Annotated in this window: 20 protein-coding genes and 1 pseudogene; 15 read left to right on the top strand and 6 right to left on the bottom strand. The window is 66.9% G+C overall.

Annotation, left to right across the window (positions count from 1 at the left end; all coding sequences use genetic code 11):
- Positions 1-155: 155 nt before the first annotated feature.
- Both SP5_RS18520 and SP5_RS10350 read right to left on the bottom strand, forming a co-directional pair.
- A complete protein-coding gene (locus SP5_RS18520) occupies positions 156-707 on the bottom strand; it encodes a CC0125/CC1285 family lipoprotein (protein ID WP_052811494.1) in 552 nt (183 codons plus the stop codon).
- Positions 704-1,339, bottom strand: a complete 636-nt coding sequence (locus SP5_RS10350) for an NAD(P)H-dependent oxidoreductase (protein WP_167334699.1) — start codon at positions 1,337-1,339, stop codon at positions 704-706. The genes SP5_RS18520 and SP5_RS10350 overlap by 4 nt, the downstream gene beginning before the upstream one ends.
- 169 nt (positions 1,340-1,508) lie before the next feature.
- Between SP5_RS10350 and SP5_RS10345 the strand changes: the two genes are divergently transcribed.
- From SP5_RS10345 to SP5_RS10315, 7 genes are all read left to right on the top strand, one after another.
- Positions 1,509-2,234, top strand: a complete 726-nt coding sequence (locus SP5_RS10345) for an NAD(P)H-dependent oxidoreductase (RefSeq protein ID WP_052811493.1) — start codon at positions 1,509-1,511, stop codon at positions 2,232-2,234.
- A gap of 65 nt (positions 2,235-2,299) precedes the next feature.
- The gene (locus tag SP5_RS10340; RefSeq protein ID WP_245613463.1) at positions 2,300-2,722 is read left to right on the top strand and encodes a potassium channel family protein; all 423 of its coding nucleotides are present in this window, start codon (positions 2,300-2,302) and stop codon (positions 2,720-2,722) included.
- Positions 2,719-4,236 (top strand): PAS domain-containing sensor histidine kinase, encoded by a 1,518-nt coding sequence (locus SP5_RS10335; protein WP_157013666.1) that lies wholly within the window; start codon positions 2,719-2,721, stop codon positions 4,234-4,236. The genes SP5_RS10340 and SP5_RS10335 overlap by 4 nt, the downstream gene beginning before the upstream one ends.
- A complete protein-coding gene (locus SP5_RS10330) occupies positions 4,229-4,885 on the top strand; it encodes a response regulator transcription factor (protein WP_042487933.1) in 657 nt (218 codons plus the stop codon). Before SP5_RS10335 ends, SP5_RS10330 begins: the two co-directional genes overlap by 8 nt.
- Positions 4,886-4,943: 58 nt before the next feature.
- Positions 4,944-5,312 carry a response regulator gene (locus SP5_RS10325; protein ID WP_042487931.1) on the top strand — a complete coding sequence of 123 codons (369 nt, stop codon included), beginning with the start codon at positions 4,944-4,946 and terminating at the stop codon, positions 5,310-5,312.
- 86 nt (positions 5,313-5,398) lie between these two features.
- A complete protein-coding gene (locus tag SP5_RS10320; protein ID WP_042487928.1) occupies positions 5,399-6,202 on the top strand; it encodes a universal stress protein in 804 nt (267 codons plus the stop codon).
- Positions 6,203-6,210: 8 nt separating this feature from the next.
- Complete coding sequence (locus SP5_RS10315; protein ID WP_042487926.1) at positions 6,211-7,179, top strand: L,D-transpeptidase family protein; 969 nt, start codon at positions 6,211-6,213, stop codon at positions 7,177-7,179.
- Here SP5_RS10315 and SP5_RS10310 read toward each other — a convergent pair.
- Complete coding sequence (locus tag SP5_RS10310) at positions 7,176-7,940, bottom strand: Bax inhibitor-1 family protein (protein ID WP_042487923.1); 765 nt, start codon at positions 7,938-7,940, stop codon at positions 7,176-7,178. The genes SP5_RS10315 and SP5_RS10310 overlap by 4 nt on opposite strands.
- A 217-nt stretch (positions 7,941-8,157) precedes the next feature.
- Complete coding sequence (locus tag SP5_RS10305; RefSeq protein WP_042488048.1) at positions 8,158-10,791, bottom strand: bifunctional acetate--CoA ligase family protein/GNAT family N-acetyltransferase; 2,634 nt, start codon at positions 10,789-10,791, stop codon at positions 8,158-8,160.
- A 153-nt stretch (positions 10,792-10,944) separates the two neighbouring features.
- Here SP5_RS10305 and SP5_RS10300 point away from each other — a divergent pair, with 153 nt between their 5' ends.
- The 7 genes and pseudogenes from SP5_RS10300 to SP5_RS19970 form a co-directional block, all read left to right on the top strand.
- Entirely contained in the window at positions 10,945-11,424 is a 480-nt protein-coding gene (locus SP5_RS10300; protein ID WP_042487920.1) for an Hsp20/alpha crystallin family protein, read from the top strand.
- A 10-nt stretch (positions 11,425-11,434) separates the two neighbouring features.
- The gene (locus SP5_RS10295) at positions 11,435-12,427 is read left to right on the top strand and encodes a zinc-dependent alcohol dehydrogenase family protein (RefSeq protein WP_042488046.1); all 993 of its coding nucleotides are present in this window, start codon (positions 11,435-11,437) and stop codon (positions 12,425-12,427) included.
- A gap of 81 nt (positions 12,428-12,508) precedes the next feature.
- On the top strand, positions 12,509-12,730 hold the full coding sequence (locus SP5_RS10290; RefSeq protein ID WP_042487917.1) for a hypothetical protein: 222 nt from the start codon (positions 12,509-12,511) through the stop codon (positions 12,728-12,730).
- 84 nt (positions 12,731-12,814) lie between these two features.
- Positions 12,815-12,982, top strand: coding sequence for a hypothetical protein (locus SP5_RS19775; RefSeq protein ID WP_245613462.1), 168 nt, complete (start codon positions 12,815-12,817; stop codon positions 12,980-12,982).
- Positions 12,979-15,357, top strand: coding sequence for a phosphoketolase family protein (locus SP5_RS10285; protein WP_245613461.1), 2,379 nt, complete (start codon positions 12,979-12,981; stop codon positions 15,355-15,357). The genes SP5_RS19775 and SP5_RS10285 overlap by 4 nt, the downstream gene beginning before the upstream one ends.
- On the top strand, positions 15,348-16,628 hold the full coding sequence (locus tag SP5_RS10280; protein WP_245613460.1) for a glycoside hydrolase family 130 protein: 1,281 nt from the start codon (positions 15,348-15,350) through the stop codon (positions 16,626-16,628). Before SP5_RS10285 ends, SP5_RS10280 begins: the two co-directional genes overlap by 10 nt.
- Positions 16,622-16,834, top strand: a pseudogene (locus SP5_RS19970) (cation-transporting P-type ATPase); the annotation flags it as partial. The gene SP5_RS10280 and the pseudogene SP5_RS19970, both read left to right, overlap by 7 nt.
- A gap of 54 nt (positions 16,835-16,888) precedes the next feature.
- On the opposite strand, the gene SP5_RS19500 reads toward SP5_RS19970, so the two are convergent.
- Positions 16,889-17,119 carry a hypothetical protein gene (locus tag SP5_RS19500; protein ID WP_167334698.1) on the bottom strand — a complete coding sequence of 77 codons (231 nt, stop codon included), beginning with the start codon at positions 17,117-17,119 and terminating at the stop codon, positions 16,889-16,891.
- Here SP5_RS19500 and SP5_RS10275 point away from each other — a divergent pair.
- Entirely contained in the window at positions 17,013-18,209 is a 1,197-nt protein-coding gene (locus tag SP5_RS10275; RefSeq protein ID WP_157013665.1) for an HAD-IC family P-type ATPase, read from the top strand. The two genes, SP5_RS19500 and SP5_RS10275, sit on opposite strands and share 107 nt — an antisense overlap.
- Positions 18,210-18,842: 633 nt before the next feature.
- Here the strand turns inward: SP5_RS10275 and SP5_RS10270 are convergent.
- On the bottom strand, positions 18,843-20,363 hold the full coding sequence (locus tag SP5_RS10270) for an aldehyde dehydrogenase family protein (protein WP_042487913.1): 1,521 nt from the start codon (positions 20,361-20,363) through the stop codon (positions 18,843-18,845).
- Positions 20,364-20,385: the final 22 nt, after the last annotated feature.

Raw genomic sequence — 20,385 nt, 5'->3', positions numbered from 1 at the left:
GAGACGCCGCGAGCCTTTGCCAGCCTATCATCGCGTCGTATCGGACCAGGGTCTCGGCTTGCGCGTTCGACCCAAAACAATACGTCGCTCCGTTCCAGCGCCCTCCTTATATGCTGCGGCATCGGCACCGAATATCCGTAATGATCCGGATGGGGTCAGGGCGCGACCTGCGGCACGGGAAGACCAAGCTGCCCCAGCACGAACTCGGCATCGAGCGCATCCCAGCGCGCCTCATCCTGATGATGGAAGGTGACCACGTACGACAGGGCCATCCGCCGGACCGGCGGCTTCGGCGACGGCCAGAGCGGATCGTCATGGCAGCCCTTCCATCGGCGGGCCAGGCAATACCAACGCCAATAGCGATGCCACCGTATGAAATCGCCGCGATACTCCGCGCGCACGCCGTCCGCCCCGTACAGAATATAGACATTCCGGTCGATCCGCCGGTCCGCCAGCGAAAACCGGGAATAGCCGTGGAGAAGCGTCGATTCGGCTATGCGGCGCAGGAGGAGGCGCTCCACCTCCTTGGTCGGTGCGTCGGCTGGCGCCGAATAGCCGATCCGATATTGCTTCGCTGTCAGATACTGTTCGTAATATCCCGCCGATCCGCCCGCGCCCTCCGGCGCATAGGCGAGGGTCGGCACGCACCCGCCCTGCGCCCATCCCGCCGCCGCGACCAGCAGCACGGCGCAGCGCGGTCGGATCATGCCTCGAACGGAACGGACGCTGGTGGAAAGCCCGCCAGCCTGGCGCAGGTCTGCTCCGCCGTCTCGCGCACCTGGCGCAGATGCCCCTCCGCCTCATGGCTGCTCATGCCGGGGATGATGCCGTCGAGCATGATATGCTCGCTGCGCGCCATGCCGAAGCCGCGCCACAGATAGACGTCGAAAATCTCCCGCAGCGCAAAGAGCTGTCCCTGCTGGTCGAGCCAGGCGAGCGGCAGGGCGGACGTGCTGAAGGACAAGAGCGACTTGCCGATCAGGAACGGTTGCCCGATCCGGTCGTGCAGCTGCCTATAGGAAAGCCCCGCCCCCAGCACCCGCTCGACATAGCCTTTGAGCATCGCGGGCGGCAGGCCGTACCAGATGGGATAGATGAGCACGACGATGCTCGCCGGCCGGATCAGGTCGCATTCCGCCGCTACGTCTGGCGACGGAAGCCATGGCCCCGCCCTGGGATGCTCCTCGGGACGGAGGACCGGATCGAACCCCATCGCATAGAGATCGCGCACCATGACGTCCTGCCCCTGCGCCTCGACCGTGCGGACATAGGTGTCCAGCACCTTGTGGCCAAAGCCATGGGGCGACGGATGGGAACAGATGACCAGATGACGTGGCACGGATGGAAGATCGGGCATGGCCGGGCCTTTGCGACGACTGTGACGGCCATGGTCGTCGCAATCCATCCCGGACGCCGCCATCCGCAATCATACCTAGCCCATCCGGGAAATACCGTATCGCGTACACGCCACGCTGCGATCAGACTCGGGGTGAAGGAGATAATCCATCATGTCCGACGCCGCGCCCATGGCCGCCCTCGACGCCCGCCCCACCGCGATCGATCATCTGGTGGTGATCGGTCACCCCTCCCCCACCGGATTCAGCCACGCCATCGCCCATGCCTATGCCGAGGCGGTGCGCGCCAATGGCCAGAGCGTGACCGAGCATGACCTCTACGCCACCGGCTTCGACCCGCTGCTGCGCGCCCATGAACGCCCCGACGCCCCGGACTTCGCCCTGTCCGACGATGTCCGGCGCGAAGTCGCGCTGGTCGAGAAGGCGAGCGTCATCGTCCTCGTCTTTCCCATATGGTTCGGCATGCCCCCGGCCGCGATCGTCGGCTATGTGGATCGTGTGCTGGGGGCCAGGCTGGGGTCGCGCGCCCTTCGCCATGACGAACCGTACCAGATGCTGGCGGGCAAGCATCTCCTGCTCTTCACCACCTCCGGCGCGACCCTGCCATGGCTATCCGCGAAGGGGCAGTGGTACGGGCTGAAGGCCGCGTTCGACACCTATATCGAGTCGATCTTTTCCCTGGCGGGTTGCGAGCATGAGCATTTCGACTCGATCGTCACCTCGCTGCTGCCCAGCTATGCGGCCGAGTGTCTTTACCACACCGGCGAATGCGCGCGGCGGATCAGCGCGACCCTGTTGAGCGAGGCGCATCGGCGTCAGGTTCATGCCAAGCTGGCCCTTCCCCCTGCGGTCGACGATCCACGGTATGAACGCTCCTGATCTACGGGATTGCCCTAATAGGCGGATGTCCCCGCCCCGCCTAACCCGACGCCATGACCCTCCCCATGCAACTGGCTGTCGCGACCGCCATGACGCTGGCGTCGATGCTGCTGCATCTGCTGGGGCTGTCGGCGCTGCTCCTGATCATCCGGCAGCGACGGCGGCTCGAGGGCTGGCGGCACGATGCGTGGGCGGTCCTGATGGCGGCGATCGGGTTGTTCATCCTGCACGGGGCCGAAATCTGGGGCTATGCCCTGTTCTATGTCGCCTGCGGGGCGCTGGGCGATTTCGAGACGGCCCTGTATTTTTCGACGGCGACCTACACGACGATCGGATATGGCGATGTGGTGCTCGCCCGCCCATGGCGGGTGATCGGCGCCATAGAGGGCGCGGGCGGTATCATCCTTCTGGGATGGTCGACCGCCTTCTTCGTCGCCATGGTGGGCCGGATCAATTCGATCGAAAACCGGGTCGGACGCGAAACATGATGAATCGATGGACGGAGCCGACGCTCGCCGACCTGCTGGCCCGGTTCGTCGAGGGGTCGCGCGATATCGTGATCCTGATGCTGGATACGAACGGGATCATCCTGAACGGTTCGCAAAGCGTGGCGGCGACATTGGGGTGGCCGGTGGAAACCTTGATCGGCCGATCCGCCGCCCTGCTCTACGAGCCGAATGGCGACATCGACAAGGAATTGCGCCGCGATCTGGACCAGGCTTCGCGGTCCTCGCCCTGGCATCAAGAGGCGTGGCGCGTCCGGCGTGACGGGTCCGAGTTTCTGGCCGCCAACACGATCGTGGCCCTGCGGGACGATCATGGCGCCTTGATCGGGTTCGGCCTGACCATCGCCGACGTGACCAACCGCCATGCACGCGACCAGGCGTTGCAGCAGAGCGAGTTGCATGTCCGCTCGATCCTGACGACCGTGCCCAATGCCATGGTCGTGATCGATCGCTATGGCATGATCCTGTCCTTCAGTTCCGCCGCCGAACGGCTCTTCGGCTATACCGAGGCGGAAATGATCGGGCGCAACGTCAAGGTGCTGATGCCCGCGCCCTATCGCCACCAGCATGACGACTATATCGCCCGCTATCACGCGACCGGCGAGCGCCGGATCATCGGGATCGGCCGCATCGTCACCGGTCTGCGTCGCGACGGAACCCAGTTCCCGATGGAATTGTCGGTGGGCGAGGCCGGAGAGGGCATCCACCACATCTTCACCGGCTTCATCCGCGACCTGACGGTCCAGCAGCTCGCCGAGATGCGCATGAAGGAATTGCAGGCTGAATTGATCCATGTGGCGCGGCTCAGCGCGATGGGCACCATGGCGTCCACCCTGGCGCACGAACTGAACCAGCCGCTGGCGGCGATCGCCAACTATCTCGAAACCGGACGCGACCTGCTGGATCAGGACGGCGCAGCCGCCGCATCGCTGCTGCGGGACGCGGTCGAGGAAGCCGCCCAGGAGACGTTCCGGGCCGGACAGATCGTCCGCCGCCTCCGCGATTTCGTGGCGCGGGGTGAGACGGACAAGGCCCTGCACGACGTGCATGCCATGATCGACGAGGCGGCCCGACTGGCTTTGTCCGGGACGGCCGAGCGCGGCGTCCGGTTCTTCACGCACCTCGATGCCAAGGCGCGGACCGTGCTGGCCGATCGCGTCCAGATCCAACAGGTTCTGGTCAATCTGCTCCGCAATGCCGTGGAGGCCATTGCGGAAAGCGACATACGCGACATTACGGCGTCGACACGACAGCAGGGAAATATGATCGCGATCGCGGTCGCCGACACCGGGTCGGGCATCCCGCCCGCCATCATGGGGCGCCTGTTCGATGCGTTCAATTCCAGCAAGTCGGACGGTCTGGGCCTGGGCCTGTCCATCTCGCGGACCATCGTCGAGGCGCATGGCGGGCGCATCTGGACCCAGCCCAATGTCGGCGGCGGCACCGTGTTCACCTTTACGATCTGGAGCGGGGAACCGGAGGAAAGCCATGGCTGACAGACGGCTTGTTCATATCGTCGACGATGAAATCGCGATGCGTCGGTCGATCGCCTTCATGTTGAAGACAGCCGGTTATGCGGTGGAAAGCTGGGAAAACGGCCTCGCCTTTCTCTCCCAGGTCCGATCCGCGGCACCCGGATGCGTGCTGCTGGACGTCAGGATGCCGCACATGGACGGCCTGACCGTGCAATCCGAACTGGCGGCACGGGGCATCGCCATGCCCGTGATCATCCTGACCGGGCATGGCGACATTACGACGGCGGTGAATGCGATGCGCTCGGGCGCCGTCGACTTCCTCGAGAAACCGTTTCAGAAAAGCGTCTTGCTGGCCGCACTGGACGCAGGATTTCGCCGCCTGGACCACAAGGCCGAGCTGTCCGACAATGCCCGCGACGCGCGCATCAGGGTGGCGGGCCTGACGCCACGCGAACAGCATGTGCTGGACGGTTTGGCGCGCGGCCTGCCCAACAAGACCATCGCCTTCGACCTGGGTATCAGTCCCCGCACGGTCGAGGTTCACCGCGCGAACCTGATGACGAAGCTGGCCGTCAACAGCCTGTCGGATGCCCTGCGCATCGCCTTCGCGGCAGGGCTGGGCATGGATCGAGAACAACCTCTTGCAGCGCATGTCAGTAATCTCACGTAAAGACGCTGCGCCGTCCGGCCGCCATCACAAGAGCCTTGAACGAGGAGGTGGCGTCACGATGGCAATCAACAAGAATGAGTCGGCAGTACGCCGCGCTTTACTGGTCGAAGATGATGAGGGCGTTCGGCGCTCTCTTCAGCTGCTGCTACACTGGCGCGGCTATGACGTGCGGTCTTATGCCGGGGCCGCATCGGCGCTGACGAGCGGGGATGTCGAGTCCGCCGATCTACTGATCGCCGACTTCAACCTGCCCGACGGGACGGGACTGGACGTCCTGCGCAGCCTGCGCAATCGCGGCTGGCGGGGCCGTTCGATCCTGATCACCGGCTTCCATACCCCCGCGATCGAAGCCGATGCGCGCGCGCAAGGGTTTGACAGCGTCCTGGAAAAGCCGCTGCGGCAGCAGACGCTGCTGGCCGCCCTGTGACGTCAAGTCCGTAAACATAGCAATGCCGCACCGTCCTCGGGCCGGTTACCCCAGCCCGTACATTCCATTCTTCCGGAGACACAGCCATGAAGAATATTCTTGCGCTCATGCATGATGATAGCGGCCAGGAGGCGCGCTATCAGGTGGCCCTGGACGTGACACGGGCGCTGGAGGGGCATCTGACGTGCCTGGACCTGACCTATATCCCGCCCATGACGTCCGGCATCTATGAAAGCGCCTATGTCATGGTCGATCTCCTGACCCAGGAATCGACGCGCGAGGAGGCCAATCGCGCGCGGATGAAGAGCAGGCTGGAGCATGAGGATGTCAGCTGGAACTGGGTCGACGTCACCGGCGACGCTGCGCAGACGTTGCGCCAGGCCGCCACGCTGGCGGACCTGATCATCGTCAATCGACGGCTGGAGGATCCCGCCACGATCGACATGCGCCGCACCGCGAGCGAGTTGGTCGTCCAGTCGGGCAAGCCGGTTCTGGCGGTTCCCGCCTCGTGCCAGCGGCTGTCGCTGGATGCGGCGATGATCGCCTGGGATGGATCGATCTGCGCCGCCGCCGCGATGCGCGCGGCCGTACCGCTGCTCCAGAAGACCAGGCATGTGGTCCTGGTCGAACTGCAGGACGGGTTGATCGCCGCCCCGGCCGAAGAGGCCGCCAGCTATCTTTCCCGACACGGCATCCCGACGCTTGTCGAACGCAGCACCTGCCGTCACGGCGAGGCCGGGGAACGCCTGATCGAGGCACTGGGCCGGGGCGGCTTCGGCTATCTCGTCATGGGTGGCTTCGGCCATGCCCGCTTTATCGAGGCGCTGTTCGGCGGCGTGACCCGGACGATGCTGAACAAGAGCCCGGTGCCCGTGTTCCTCGCCCATTGAACAGCGCCATGGTCCGGGGCGGGTGGCGGGCTACGGCCCTGGGCGGAACGGGCCTGGCGCTCGCGCTGGTGCTGATCGGTGCGGTCCAGATCACGCCGGGGTCACCCGTGCCCCTGAATCCGGGTGACGCCGTGATCGCCCCGTCGATGATCCCCGACGGCCCGGTCACGATCTTCATCAGCCTGCCGTCACAGCGCGCATGGGTCTATCGCAACGGCGTGCCGATCGCGATCACCACCATCTCCAGCGGGCGCCCCGGCCATCGCACCCCGACGGGCGTGTTCACCATCCTTCAGAAGCATGCCGATCACCGGTCGAGCAAATATGCATCCGCGCCCATGCCCTTCATGCAGCGGCTGACCTGGGACGGGGTTGCGCTGCACGGTGGCGATCTGCCCGGCTATCCGGCCAGCCATGGCTGCATCAGACTGCCCAAGGCGTTCGCACGGTGGCTCTATTCCGTGACGCGGATCGGCGCCAGCGTGATGGTCTCGGACCGTCTCGACGCCCCGACCATCCTGCCGTCCGCCACACCGCTGGAGGAAGGCCCGGCCCCCGCCGCCGCCTTGCCCGAGCATTATACCTGGCAACCGGCGCGATCGCCCTCCGGTCCGGTCTCGCTGGTGGTGAGCGAACGGGATCGGCGCATCGTGGTCCTGCGCAACGGGATAGAGATCGGACGGGCGACCATCACCCTCACCGCCCCCGTCCGCGACAATGCGGCCTATCTGCTGAACAGCATCGACCGGACGGGTGCGCACTGGTTGCGAGTGCCACTGCCCGGCGAACCGGACGGGGCGGAACGCGAGCTGTCCGACGATGACCGCGCAAAGGCGCATCTTCCCGACGCATTCCGCGCGGCGCTGCGCGACCTGTTGAAACCCGGCGCGACGTTGCTCGTCGTACGGGAATCGCTGGCGGAAGCGGGAACCGGCCGCAAGGTACGACTGCTGGAGACGGGTGGCCAGCAGCCCTAGCGGCGGCGGCCAAGCAACCGGAAGACCGACAATGGCAGGGCCAGCACGTCGAGCGCCACGATCAGGGCGCCGACCATCGCCATCCGTTCCTTTGCGTCTTCGTTGAGAATGCCGCCTTCATACAGACGCTCGATGCGCGGAATGTCGAACGCCACCAGTGCCGCCAGGGCCAGCGCCCCGCCGACCCCGACGACCATATCCAGCGGTGGCACGCCCTCGATCACCGTCCAGAGCAGAGCGACGAGCCCCGCGATCACGCCGCTCGTCGCGAAAATCCCCAGCCGGTCCGGCGCCCCCTGCCCGGCATTACCGCCCAGCCCAGCAAGCGCGAAGCCCGCTCCGGCCCCCATAAAGACCGGCAGAATATCGATACCGGTCAGATGGCGGACGACCGCAGTCAGCGCGACCGACCAGCCGAACGACCATAGCAGCAGCATCAGACGGGCCGCAGCAAATGACGTGCGCTCGGCCGATGGGGTGAAGACGAAAAGCATCGCCAGCGGCAGCACCATGACGAACCAGCCGAATGGCTGGACATCCGTATGGCGGACGAGGACATTCCAGACCCGTTCGTTATATCCGACCAGCGCGGCGCCCGATGCGGCGACCACCATCGCGATGCTCAACCGCCGATAGACCTGCGCCACCAGATGGAGCATCGGAAACTGGCTAATCCGTTGACCGATCTCGCCCTGCATCTCCGCGTCACCCCCTTCATGGATCGAGACCGCAAGATGCCGATCCGGCAACGACGGCGGCATACGCAATATCCCGCATCGGAAGCCCCGCCGGCCACCAATAGGCCGGTCGCCCGGAAGAGCCGGAGGGACGGACCGCGGCGCGCCTCCCCCGGATTCTCTCCAATCTGGCCGTCATGGAGGGGTGGCACATGGTTCTGGTCCGGTCCGGCACCCCCGCGCCCCCGGCGCAGGCTGGTGCCGGGGCTGGCGGCGGCGGGCGCGTGCTGTGCTGACCGGGTCAGGCGTCGAGCGAGCGACGCACCACTTCCTCGCCCCCCGAACTCGAAACGGTGGCGAAGCCCATTTCCTTCTCCAGCGACAGGGCGGCGCGGTTGCCCTGGCTTTCGATCGACTCGATCGTCTGATATCCCTCGGCACGGGCATAGGCGAGGACGTGCTGCATCAGGGTCCAGCTGATCCCCCGCCCCTTGAAGCCTGCATCGACCGACAGGGCGACCTCGGCATGGGCGCGATCGGCGTCACCGACGATCATCGCGCTGGCCACCAGCCTGCTGTCCACAAAGGCCAGGAAGTGCATCGCCCGCGCATAGTCCAGCTGGGTCATCGCGACGAGCCGGTCCCGCCCGACCTCGCGCAGCCCGGTCAGGAAGCGAAAGCGCAGATCCTCGGGCGATACGTGGTGGAACAGGTCGGCCAGCAGCGCCTCGTCGTCGGCGCGAACCGGGCGGACATGCAGCGCGGTTCCGTCGAGCGTTATCACGTCGGCCGCCCATTCGACCGGCATCGGCCGGATCGCCATGCGGCCGCGCGCGGGCATGGCGGTGATCCGCATCCGAACGTCGAGCGCGATCACGCGCTTTGCCCCGACCAGCAAGGGATTGATGTCCAGCTCGGCCAGGTCGGGCAGATCGGCGACCATCGTCGACACCGCCTCCAGCACCGCGACCACGCCGTCGATGCAGGCGGGCGGAACGTCGCGATATCCGGCGAGCAGCGCGGATACCCGGGTCCGCGCGATCATGTCGCGCGCCAGCTGATCGTCGAGCGGCGGCAGCTCCACCGCATGATCGTCCAGCACCTGAACCGCTGCGCCGCCCGCCCCTACCGCGAGCACCGGCCCGAAGACAGGATCGTCGGCCACGCCGACCAGCAGTTCGATCCCGTTCGGCTCCGTCTCCATCGGCTCCACGTCGAAGCCGATCAGATGCGCCTCCGGCCGCTCGCGGGCGATACGCGCCGCCATGGCGAGGGCGGCGTCGCGGGCGGCCGCGGCGCACGGCAAATGACGCGCGACGCCGCCGACATCGGACTTGTGCGGCAGATCGGGCGAGTCGATCTTGACGACATAGGGCGGGATCAGCCCGTCGCACGCCTGCTCCACCGCGTCGGGCGTGAGGGCGCGATGGGCCGCCACCACCGGTATGCCATAGGCCGTCAGGATCGCGCGCGCTTCGTAACCGTGCAGGCGGGTCCGCTGCTCGGCCCGCGCAGCCGCGATGATCTTCTGCGCCGCGGCGCGGTCACGATCGGGAATGAAGAGACGTGGCGACGCGCGCAGGGCCGCCGCCCGCCCCGCCGCCGCCCGGTGGAGATGACCGCACGCCCGCACCGCATCCTCGACCGTCTCGAACAGCGGGATGCCCGCCTCGCCGAAGACCGGCCTCGCCGCGGCGGCATCGGCAGGCCCCAGCCAGCAGGCGATGACGGGCCGTGTCGCCCCTTGCGCCGCGCGGACCACGGCCTGCGCCATCACCTCGGCCCGTTCGACCGCCGTGGGGCAATGCGCTACGATCAGGGCATCGACGCCGGGATCGGCCAGCACGGCGGCGACCGCGAAGGCGATACGCGGAGACCGGGCATCACCGCCGATATCGACCGGATTGAAATGCGCCCCCGACATCAACCCGGAGCCGAGCCGGGCGACGGTTTCCGAAGACAGCGTGGCCAGCGAAAGCCCCGTCGCGGCCAGCGCATCGGCGGCCAGTACGCCCGCACCGCCGCCATTGGTGACGACCGCGATCCGGTCGCCCCCCATGGCATGATAACGGCCCAGCACCTGGGCGGCGTCGAGCAGGTCGGCCATCGTCCCGACCTCGACGATCCCGCTGCGCCGAAAGGCGCTGCTATGCACTTCCGCCGATCCGGTGATCGCGCCGGTGTGCGAGAAGGCGGCCTGGCTGGCCCCGGGCACGCGACCGGCCTTCAGCACGATGACCGGCTTGATGAGCGTGGCGGCGCGCGCAGCGGACAGGAAGCGGGCGGCCGAGGTGATCCCCTCGACATGGATCAGGATCGCGTCCGTCGTCGGATCGGCGACATAAAGATCAATCAGGTCGGCCAGATCGACATCCACCATGTCGCCCATCGATACGACTCCGGAAAAGCCGAACCCCCGCGCGGAGGCGGCGTCGAGCATCGCCGCGACCAGTGCGCCGCTCTGCGACAGAAAGGCCAGCCGTCCCGGCTTGGCGGTGCCATAGGCGAAATAGGCGTCGAGGCGTGCCGGGGGGCTGAGCAGGCCGATGCTGTTCGGCCCGATCAGCCGCATGCCGTGCGCCCGCGCCGCCGCCAGCAGTTCGACACGCATCGTGGCGTCGGTCAGGCCACCGGAGACGATCACCGCCGCACGGGTGCCCAGCCGACCGAGCGCGCCGACCGCCTCGACGACACCATGTGCGGGACAGGCGATGATCGCCAGATCGGGCGGCGACGTCAGGGCGGCAATGCCCTGGACCCAGGTCACGCCCGAAATTCCGACGGGATGCGGATTGACCGCGACGACCTGCCCCGGAAACCCTGCTGCCAGGATATTGTCGAGCAGCGCGCGCCCCACCGATCCGATGCGCTGCGATCCGCCGATCACGGCGATGCTGGAGGGACGGAGAAACGGGCGAAGCGTGCTGGCGGCCATGATGTGATCCTGCAAGATCGGTGGCACAGGCTGCGCCACGAGCGGTCCCTTCCGATCCTCCAGACCGGGCAACGCGCCTATCCGTAGATTTCCCAATCATCGCGCTATCGGCGGAGGTGTATCGCGACCATCGGCTTTCCACAGGAGACGACGATGCCCGACACCCCCACCGCACCTTCCGCCGCCCTCTCCCCCGCACGGTCCGGCCCGATCGCCTGGCTGCGCAGCGAGATCGATCGGATGGCCGAGGATCTTGGCCGCCCTTCGCGCGACTTCTTCCTGGGCAGCCTGTCGGCGTTCCATTCGCCGCGTATCGACATGCTGGAAAAGGATGGCGCCTATCACCTGACGGCGGAACTGCCCGGCCTGACCGAAAAGGACGTCAACGTCACCGTGACCGACCATGCCCTGGTCATCTCGGGCGAGAAGAAGTCGGACGATGAGCGGCGCGACGACGGCTTCCTGCTGCGCGAACGGCGCTATGGCAGTTTCGAGCGGCACGTCCCCCTGCCCCTCGACGCCAGGGACGATGGGATCGAGGCGCGTTTCGACAAGGGCGTGCTGACGGTCACCGTGCCCAAGGGTGAGGGAGAATCCGCCCGCGGCCGACGGATCGAAATCCACGCGGGCTGACCCCATGGCCATGGCGACGATGATCGCGATGGTCCTCGATGCGCCGGGGCAACCGCTCCGGCGTGTCGAGCGTCCTATCCCGCAGCCAAAGGCCGGTGAGGTCTTGGTCCAGGTCGTCGCGTGCGGCATCTGCCGGACCGACCTGCACATCATCGATGGCGAGGTCCCCGCCCATTTTCCCATCGTCCCGGGCCACGAGATCGTCGGCCGGGTGATCGCGCTCGGCCCCGGTCCGTCCGGCACGCTGGCGTGCGGCGACTGGGTCGGCATAGCCTGGCTGGGGCATAGCTGCGGCACCTGTCCCTATTGCCGGAGCGGACGCGAAAATCTCTGCGACCAGCCGGGTTTCACGGGCGCGACGCGCGACGGTGGTTTCGCCACCCATGTCATCGCCGAAGCGGCCTATTGCCTGCCGTTGCCGCCCGCCCTCGCCAAGGCCGAGGCCGCGCCCCTGCTCTGCGCCGGGCTGATCGGCTGGCGGGCCTTGCGACGGGCCGGGCAGGCCGACCCGATCGGCATATATGGCTTCGGCGCGGCCGGGCACCTCGTCGCGCCGCTCGCCATCGGGCAGGGTCGACGGGTTCTCGCCTTCACGCGGCCCGGCGATACGGCCCGACAGGCGCTGGCGCGGGAACTGGGCTGCGCCTGGGCGGGCAGTTCCGAAACGGCATCGCCCATGGCGCTGGACGCCGCGCTGATCTTCGCCTCCGATGGGGCGCTGGTCCCCAAGGCGTTGCAGGCGGTCCGCAAGGGAGGCCGGGTGATCTGCGCGGGCATCCATATGAGCGACATTCCGAACTTTCCCTATGCCGATCTGTGGGGCGAGCGCGAGATATGCTCGATCGCCAACCTGACCCGCGAGGACGGCCTGTCGTTCCTGCCCATGGCTGTCGCCTCGGGCCTGACGTCCCGCGTCACGCATTTCCCGCTGGGCGATGCCAATCGCGCCATCCAGGCCGTTCGCGACGGCCGCATCGACGGAGCCGCCCTGTTGCGGCCTTGAGATTTCCCCATCGGGAAAACCACCGATACCCTTCCTCCGCGCCAGGGCAGACACACGGGACCATGAGGAAGGAGACCCGTGATGATCGACTGGTTCCGCGCGCGTGCCCGTCAGGAACGCAGCTTTGCCCAGCGTGCAACGACATTCGAGGCGCGGGCGGCGCACAAGGCGCTGATGGCCATCCTCGTGCGCCACTGCGCCAGCCAGCCCGCCTTGCGCAGATCCCTGTGCAGGCACTGCCCGGTACAGGTCGAGTGCCGACGCGCCGCCCTGCTCGTCGTGACGGGCCGGATCGCCGCGTGATGCCCTCCCCTACGTAGCATTCCGCATCCCGCGCCCCGGCACCGGCCAATAGGATGCACGGACATCACAGGACGTCTTTCCGTCATGATACATCTGTTCGTCACCCTCGCCCAATTCGCCTTGATCCTGCTCAGGGCGATCCTCATGGCTCTGGCCGTCGTCCTGCTGTTCGCCGGTGCCATGGCCGTCGCGCTGCTGATCCTCCCGATGATCCTGCGTCGCCGCCGGGCATCGGTCGCCGGGGCGGCGTGACCTTGTACCGCCTGCCCGAACCGGACCGGATCGACAGCGAACTGGACGCGATCGACGCCTGGTGGCGCGCGGCCAATTACCTGGCGGTCGGGCAAATCTATCTCCTCGACAATCCGTTGCTCCGTCGACCGCTGCTGCCGCAGGACATCAAGCCGCGCCTGCTGGGCCATTGGGGCACGACGCCGGGGCTGACCTTCATCCACGCCCATCTCAACCGCATTCTCCGGCATAATGCGCGGCCGATGCTGTTCGTCTGTGGCCCCGGCCATGGCGGTCCCGCGATGCTCGCCTGCGCGTGGCTCGACGGCGGTTACCAGCGCACCTACCCCGAAGTGTCGCGCAACGCGATCGGGATGCAGCGCCTGTTCCGGCGGTTTTCCTTTCCCGGCGGCGTGCCCAGCCATACCGGGCCAGAAACGCCCGGATCGATCCATGAAGGCGGCGAGCTCGGCTATTCGCTGGCCCACGCCTTCGGCGCGGCGTTCGACAATCCCGAATTGACCGTCGCCTGCGTCGTGGGCGACGGCGAGGCGGAAACCGGGCCGCTGGCCGCCGCATGGCACTCGATCGCCTTTCTCGATCCCGAGCGCGACGGCGCGGTCCTGCCCATCCTCCACCTGAACGGCTACAAGATCGCCAACCCGACCATATTGGGGCGCATGTCCGATGCGCAGGTCGAGTCCTTTTTCCGGGGACTGGGATACCGGCCGATCATGGTGTCGGGCGATCAGCCGCGCGCGATGCACTGGCTGATGATGGCGGCGCTGAACACCGCCTTTGCCCATATCGACCATATCCAGCATCAGGCGCGGGCGGAAGGAATCCGCTTCGCCCATCCGCCCGACTGGCCGATCATCCTGTTGCGCACGCCGAAGGGCTGGACCGGCCCGCGTCAGGTCGACGGGCTACGCGTCGAGGATTTCTGGCGCGCCCATCAGGTGCCGATCGCCAATGCTCGCCAGGACGATGCGCACCGCGCCCAGCTCGAGGCGTGGCTGCGCAGCTATCGCCCCGACGAACTCTTCGACGCCGAGGGGCGCCCGATCCCGCTCCTGACCGCGCTTGCCCCGCCCGAGCCGCTGTCGGTCAGCCCTCATGCCGATGGTCGGTCCGGCACGCCGCTGCCCCTTCCCGACTGGCGCGACCATGCGCTGGCGGTGCCCGCCCCCGGCGCGGTACGCGGCGAGGCGACGCGGGCGCTGGGCCATTGGCTGGCCGAGATCATGCGACGCAGCGAGGCAACGCGCAATTTCCGCCTGTTCGGCCCCGACGAAACCGTCTCCAACCGACTGGAGGCGGTGCTGGACGTGACGCCCCGCGCCTGGATGGAAGCGACGATGCCCTATGACGAGCATCTCGCGCCCGGCGGCCGGGTGGTGGAGATGCTGTCCGAACATTGCTGCGAAGGGTGGCTGGAGGGCTATGTCCTGACCGGGCGCCATGGCCTGTTCGCCTGTTACGAAGGCTTTGCCCCGATCGTCGATTCGATGATCAACCAGCATGCCAAATGGCTGAAGGTCGCGCGCGGCCTGCCGTGGCGGCATCCGATCGCGTCGCTGAACATCCTGCTGTCGAGCCATGTCTGGCAACAGGATCATAACGGCTTCAGCCATCAGGACCCCGGTTTCATCGACCATGTCGCCAACAAGAAGGCCGATGTGGTTCGCGTCTACCTGCCCCCGGATGCCAACTGCCTGTTGCGGGTGATGAGCCATTGTTTCGAGACCTGGGACCGGATCAACGTCGTCGTCGCGGGCAAGGCCCCGATGCCGCAATGGCTGGATGCCGACGCGGCGGAGGCGCATTGCCGGGCCGGGGCCGCGATCTGGCCCTGGGCGGGCAACGAGAATGACGGCAGGACGCCGGACATCGTGCTCGCCTGTTGTGGCGACGTGCCGACGCTGGAGGCGCTGGCCGCGACCGACCTGCTGCGAAGCCACTGCCCGGATGTCGTGGTGCGCGTCGTCAACATCGTCGACCTCATGGTGTTGCAATCGCCCCGCGCCCATCCGCACGGCCTGTCCGACGGCGCCTTCGACGCGCTGTTCACGACCGACAGGCCGATCCTGTTCGCCTTTCACGGCTATCCGCACCTGATCCACCGGCTGGTCTATCCGCGCACCGGCCATGCCAACATCCATGTGCGGGGCTATACGGAGGAAGGGACGACCACGACGCCGTTCGACATGGTCGTGCGCAATCGCCTGGACCGCTATAGCCTGGCCATTGCCATGATCGACCTGCTGCCGGGGCACGCCGGACGGACCGAAGCGGCGCGGCACCATATGACCCAGGCGCTCGACCGCCATGCCCGCTACATCCTGGACCATGGCGAGGACATGCCCGAGGTCACGGAGTGGCGCTGGTGTCCCTGACCGTCGAGAATCTCCGGGTCATGCTGCGCCCCGATCCGGGCCGCACGGTCCTGCGCCCGTTCATGCCCGCCGACACCCCGCTCGTCGGCCATGCCGCCCGCGAGCATCGCGACGCGGTGATCGACCGCGTTCAGGCCATGCCCGAGGCGATGGTCGTCGCGACCTGTGCCGATCTTCTGCGCCCCGTCATCGCCCGGCACAACGATGCCGAGGCGGTGCTGGATCGCCGGTTCGACCAGATCGCCGCCGACCATCCCGGGCTGACCGGCCTGGGTGTCGATCGGCGACGGCTGATCGGCGCATGCTTCACGGAGGAATATGCCTTCGAGGCGGCGGCGCTGTTCAACCCCTGCATGATCGCCCATCCCGATCAGACGGGCATGGCGGCGGACACGCTGCGCTTCATCCTGTCGCTGCGCGCGGTGGGCGAAGGCCATGTCTCCTCGGTCATCTTCCGCACCGGATCCATCGGTCCGGGCGGCGATATCCTCGTCGATCCCCCCGGCTCCAGTCCGATCGACGCGGCGGTGACCACGCGCGACGGCGAGGGCCTGCGCCTGGACTGCGCGGCGGGCGAGGACCTGTCCGGCGTCGTGCTGTTTCCCGCCAGCCGCGCGCATCGCCACGGCATCGAGGACCTGCGGATGACCACCTTCCAGGATGGCATGGATCGCCGCTATCTGGGCACGCTGACCGGCGTCGGTACCGAGGGGATACGCCAGGAGATCCTGACGACCCGGGATTTCCGGACCTTCGACCTGTACCCGATCGAAGGCCCCTATGCGGCGACCAAGGGCATGGCGCTCTTCCCGCGTCGCATCTTAAAATTCTACGCGGCCTTGGGGCGGCCGGACCATGAGACGCTCTGGCTGATGACCTCGGACGATCTTCGCCGATGGGACGGGGGAATCCGCATCGTTGCCCCGGCCTATCCGTGGGAGGCGATCCAGCTGGGCAATTGCGGTTCGCCGATCGAACTGCCCGAGGGGTGGCTGGTCTTGACCCATGGCGTCGGCCCGATGCGATCCTATGCGATCGGCGCCTGCCTGCTCGATCGCGCCAATCCGACGCGGTTGCTCGGCCGTCTGTCCTTCCCAATGATCGCGGCGGACAGCGATCATTGGGCGGGCTTCGTGCCCAACAGCGTCTATAGCTGCGGCGGCCTGGTCCATCGCGACATGCTCTACATCCCGTACGGCGTCGCCGATTCCTTCGCGACCTTCGCCCGTGTCGGGATCGCCGCACTGCTGGGCGCGATGACCCCGTGCTGACGCCGCGCGCGCCAGCGCGTTTCTGGACGAGCAGCCCCGAGGAGTTGCTGACGAGCCTGAGGGCAAGCCCGACGGGGCTGACCGACGCGCAGGCCGCCGCGCGATTGCGGGCCGAAGGGGCCAATGCGATCGGCGATCGGCCCAGTCGCGACCTGGCCGATGTCGCGCACCGGCTGACGAACCCGCTGATCCTCGTGCTGCTGGTCGCGGCCGGGATGGCGGGCCTAACCGGCGACGTGGCCAGCCTCGCCATCATCACGCTAGTCGTGGCCGCCTCGATCGCGCTCGACATGGTACAGGAGCACCGGGCGCGCGCCTCGGTCGAGGCATTGCGCCGCTCGATCGCGCTGACCACCCGCGTGCGGCGAGACGGCGCGCGGGCGGCTGGCCCGGCTGGAGGCCGAGCGATACGCAGCGGGGCTGAGGCTGCTGGCCATCGCCGTCAAGGCCGCGGACGGACAGGACGAGATCGTCGACGAGGCGGGGTTCACGCTGGTCGGCTATTGCGCCTTCGCCGATCCGCCCAAGATCAGCGCGAGCCGCGCGATCGCCGATCTGGGCATGGCGGGGGTGCGGGTGAAGGTCGTCTCCGGCGACAGCCCCGCGGTCGTGCGCCATGTCGTCGCGGCCTTGGGACTTCAAGCCACCGAGCTGCTGAGCGGGGACGAGATCGCCGGGCTGAGCGATGCCGCGCTGGCGGCGCGGGTAGACACGGTCGACCTGTATGCGCGGGTCTCGCCCGACCAGAAGACGCGGATCGTCCGCGCTTTGATCGCGCGGGGCCACACGGTCGGCTTTCTGGGCGACGGCATCAACGACGCCCCCGCGATCCGCGCCGCCGATGTCGGCCTGTCGGTGGACGGCGCGACCGACATTGCGCGCGAGGCCGCGGACATGATCCTGCTGGCCCCCGATCTGGAGGTTGTCGCGGCGGGCGTGGCGGAGGGACGGCGGACCTATGCCAATATCATGAAATATATCCGCATGGGGACCAGCTCCAATGTCGGCAACATGGTGACGATGGCGCTGGCGTCGCTGTGGCTGCCCTTCCTGCCGCTGACCCCGGTTCAGGTGCTGCTCAACAACCTGATCTACGACCTGTCGCAGGCCGGGTTGCCGTTCGACCGCACCGATGCCGCCGATGTCGGCCAACCGCAAGGCTGGGACATGCACGCGCTGATCCGCTTCACCGCGATCATGGCGCCGTTATCGTCGGTTTTCGATCTCCTGACCTTTGCAGCGATGCGCCACCTGTTCCACCTCGATCCGGCCGCCTTTCGCACCGGATGGTTCATTGAATCCATGGCGACGCAGATCCTGGTCGTCTTCGTCATCCGCACGCGCGGCCCCTTCTGGCGCAGTCGCCCCGATCCGGTCATGGCGGGATTGCTGCTGGGCGGCCTGGCGCTCGCCGTCGCGCTGCCGCTGTCGCCGCTGGCCGCCGGGCTGGGGTTCGGGCCTTTGCCGCTGCCGGTCTGGGCCTGCGTGAGCGGGCTGGTGCTCGCCTATCTGGCGATGGCGGAGGGGTGCAAGCGCCCTGCCCTGTCCCCTGTGTCGCCTTCTCCGTTGCGATCGGGGTGAGATATCGATCGTCACCCTGTCCGAATAGGTCACGCGTGCCAGACTGACCTGCGCACGCGGCACGCTTTCCGGCATCAGCGCGCCAAGCGCCGGACCGCTCCCGGCAAAGCCATGACGCAGATAGCCTCTGGCGACGACCGATCCGCCAGCGTCGCCGTAACGGTGAAGACGCAAGCTATTGGGTCCGACCATCACGGACACGAGCCCGGGTCATCCCTTGATAGCGAACCCCAAAAAAGGGCGGGACCGCGCCCAGGGGGGGAGGATCAAGCCGGTCCCGCCAGGAAGAGATGGAGCACTTCGACAACAGCGTGACCGAGAAGCCAGCCGCCACGGTCGCGTCGGGTACGCCGACCGGCATGGTGGCATAGGCCGAACCGGCGACACCGGCCAACGCAAGACCAATCGCGGCAAGCAACTTTCAATCCAGCATGAAAACATCCGCTATTTAAATACTGTCAATATTTCCAATATAACTCATAATATAGAATCATGACATTCATAATTTACGGATCTATCTTTTACAGTCTCGTACTATCCGATGCAAATACGTATCTCATACAAGCCCATGTGCGCAGGCGGCCAGAACCCGTCCGGCACCCCATGACAGACAAGATCATCAGGACACGGCCCTCAGAACAGGCCAAGCGGTCGCTCGTCATAGCTGACGAGAAGATTTTTCACTTGTTGATAATGAGATAGCATCATCCGATGGTTCTCACGACCAAAGCCGGAGTCCTTGTAACCGCCGAACGCCGCATGGGCCGGATAGACATGGTAACAGTTGGTCCAGACCCTTCCGGCCTGTATGCCGCGACCCAGCCGATAGGCGTCGTTGCCATGGCGCGTCCACACCCCGGCCCCCAGTCCGTAGCGCGTGTCGTTGGCGATGCGGATGGCGTCGTCGCGATCCTTGAAGCGGGTGACGGACAGGACCGGGCCGAATATCTCCTCCTGGAACACGCGCATGGCATTGTCGCCGACAAAGACCGTGGGCTGGACGAAATAGCCATCGTCCAGTTCGCCCCCCGGGCGCAGACGCTCGCCACCGATCCGGCACTCCGCCCCTTCGCGCCGGCCGATATCGATATAGTCGAGCACCTTGGCGAGCTGACCGGACGAGGCCTGCGGCCCCATTTGCGTGGTGGGCAAGAGCGGATCGCCCACCCGCAGGCGATCGACCTGGGAAAGCGCCTTTTGCAGAAACGGCTCGAAGATACTGTCCTCGATCAGGACCCGGCTGGGACAGGTGCATACCTCGCCCTTGTTGAAGGCGAACATCGCAAAACCCTCGATCGCGCGGGCAAGGAAGTCGTCGTCGCGGTCCATGACGTCGGCCATGAAGATGTTCGGCGACTTTCCGCCAAGCTCCATCGTCTGGGGTATCACATGTTCGGCGGCATAGTGCATGATCGTGCGGCCGGTATCGGTCGATCCGGTGAAGGCGATCTTGGCGACGCGCGGATTCTCGGCGATCGCGCGGCCGACGACATGGCCCGCCCCCGTGACGATGTTCAGGACGCCCGGCGGCAGGATGTCGGCGATCAGGTCGGCCACCATCATCAGCGTCAGGGACGTCTGCTCGGCCGGTTTGATGACCACGCAATTCCCGGCGGCCAAAGCGGGCGCGATCTTCCACGCCGCCATCAACAGCGGAAAGTTCCAGGGTATGATCTGACCGACCACGCCCAGCGGCTCGTTGAAGTGATAGGCGACGGTATCGGAATCGATGACCGAAACCGCACCTTCCTCGGCGCGGATGCACCCGGCGAAATAGCGGAAATGGTCGATCGCGAGCGGCAGGTCGGCGCTGCGCGTCTCACGGATCGGCTTGCCGTTGTCGATCGTCTCCGCCAGCGCCAGGCTTTCGAGATGGGCCTCGATCCGATCGGCTATGCGCAACAGCAACGTAGCCCGCTCGGCGGGGGAACGATCGCCCCATGCCCCACGAGCGCGCCACGCCGCGTCCACCGCCAGTTCGACATCGCGCGCGGTCGACTCGGCGAATTGCACGATCGGACGCCCGTTGATGGGGCTGTGGTCGGTGAAATATCCGCCGTCCACCGGCTCGACCCAGCGCCCGCCGATGAAGTTTTCGTACCGCGTCGTCCGCATCCCATCGGCGCGGAGACGCGTGATCGTCTCGTCGAACATGACATTCTCTCCTTGGACTGCG

The organism is Sphingomonas parapaucimobilis NBRC 15100, from assembly GCF_000787715.1.
Lineage (GTDB): Bacteria > Pseudomonadota > Alphaproteobacteria > Sphingomonadales > Sphingomonadaceae > Sphingomonas > Sphingomonas parapaucimobilis.
This window is presented reverse-complemented; position numbering and strand designations above follow the sequence as displayed.

Coding starts and splice junctions, on each gene's coding strand:
- SP5_RS10310 (WP_042487923.1), bottom strand. CDS start 7,940: ATGCCGCCGTCGTTGCCGGATCGGCATCTTGCGGTCTCGATCCATGAA.
- SP5_RS10290 (WP_042487917.1), top strand. CDS start 12,509: ATGATCGACTGGTTCCGCGCGCGTGCCCGTCAGGAACGCAGCTTTGCC.
- SP5_RS10295 (WP_042488046.1), top strand. CDS start 11,435: ATGGCGACGATGATCGCGATGGTCCTCGATGCGCCGGGGCAACCGCTC.
- SP5_RS10340 (WP_245613463.1), top strand. CDS start 2,300: ATGCAACTGGCTGTCGCGACCGCCATGACGCTGGCGTCGATGCTGCTG.
- SP5_RS10330 (WP_042487933.1), top strand. CDS start 4,229: ATGGCTGACAGACGGCTTGTTCATATCGTCGACGATGAAATCGCGATG.
- SP5_RS10300 (WP_042487920.1), top strand. CDS start 10,945: ATGCCCGACACCCCCACCGCACCTTCCGCCGCCCTCTCCCCCGCACGG.
- SP5_RS10270 (WP_042487913.1), bottom strand. CDS start 20,363: ATGTTCGACGAGACGATCACGCGTCTCCGCGCCGATGGGATGCGGACG.
- SP5_RS19775 (WP_245613462.1), top strand. CDS start 12,815: ATGATACATCTGTTCGTCACCCTCGCCCAATTCGCCTTGATCCTGCTC.
- SP5_RS10320 (WP_042487928.1), top strand. CDS start 5,399: ATGAAGAATATTCTTGCGCTCATGCATGATGATAGCGGCCAGGAGGCG.
- SP5_RS10315 (WP_042487926.1), top strand. CDS start 6,211: ATGGTCCGGGGCGGGTGGCGGGCTACGGCCCTGGGCGGAACGGGCCTG.
- SP5_RS10325 (WP_042487931.1), top strand. CDS start 4,944: ATGGCAATCAACAAGAATGAGTCGGCAGTACGCCGCGCTTTACTGGTC.
- SP5_RS10345 (WP_052811493.1), top strand. CDS start 1,509: ATGTCCGACGCCGCGCCCATGGCCGCCCTCGACGCCCGCCCCACCGCG.
- SP5_RS10305 (WP_042488048.1), bottom strand. CDS start 10,791: ATGGCCGCCAGCACGCTTCGCCCGTTTCTCCGTCCCTCCAGCATCGCC.
- SP5_RS18520 (WP_052811494.1), bottom strand. CDS start 707: ATGATCCGACCGCGCTGCGCCGTGCTGCTGGTCGCGGCGGCGGGATGG.
- SP5_RS10335 (WP_157013666.1), top strand. CDS start 2,719: ATGATGAATCGATGGACGGAGCCGACGCTCGCCGACCTGCTGGCCCGG.